Below are 514 nucleotides of genomic sequence, written 5' to 3' on the forward strand. Positions count from 1 at the left end.
CTTCAAGTGTATGAACAATTAGAAAGGAGTGAAACATAATGTCTACTCAACTTCTAATCGAACGACTAGAAAAATTGGGATGGCACCATACAGCTAACCAAATTCATGGTTTACTCGAAGATGCATCTAAAGATAATGTACCATATTCTGAGTTCCTTGACACGATTCTATTGAACGAAATTGAAAAAAGAGAGTCTCTAGCTTTGGAAAAGCGAATACAAAAAGCTAGACTTCCTTACCAAAAGACGATTCATGATTTTGACTTTTCATTTCAGCCAAGTATTAGTGAAAAGAGAGTCAAAGAAGTTCTCACTTGCCGTTTTATTGAAAATGGAGAAAATGTTTTACTCCTTGGCCCGCCAGGGGTCGGAAAAACGCACTTATCCATAGCTTTTACAATGGAAGCTATAATTAAGGGATATTCCGCAGCTTTTATGAGGACAGATGATTTTATTACAGAGTGTAAAAAAGCAGAAAAGGCTGGTCTTCTTAATCGAGTCATTAAACGTTGGAG

General features: G+C 36.6%; 1 protein-coding gene. It reads left to right on the forward strand.

Going from position 1 to position 514, the window contains the following annotated elements; translation table 11 throughout:
• Nucleotides 1-38: 38 nt before the first annotated feature.
• A partial coding sequence (locus tag PZE06_RS26020; RefSeq protein ID WP_191963293.1) for an ATP-binding protein occupies nt 39-514 on the forward strand: 476 nt, incomplete at its 3' end.

This window comes from Robertmurraya sp. DFI.2.37 (assembly GCF_029211245.1).
Lineage (GTDB): Bacteria > Bacillota > Bacilli > Bacillales > Cytobacillaceae > Robertmurraya > Robertmurraya methanolica_A.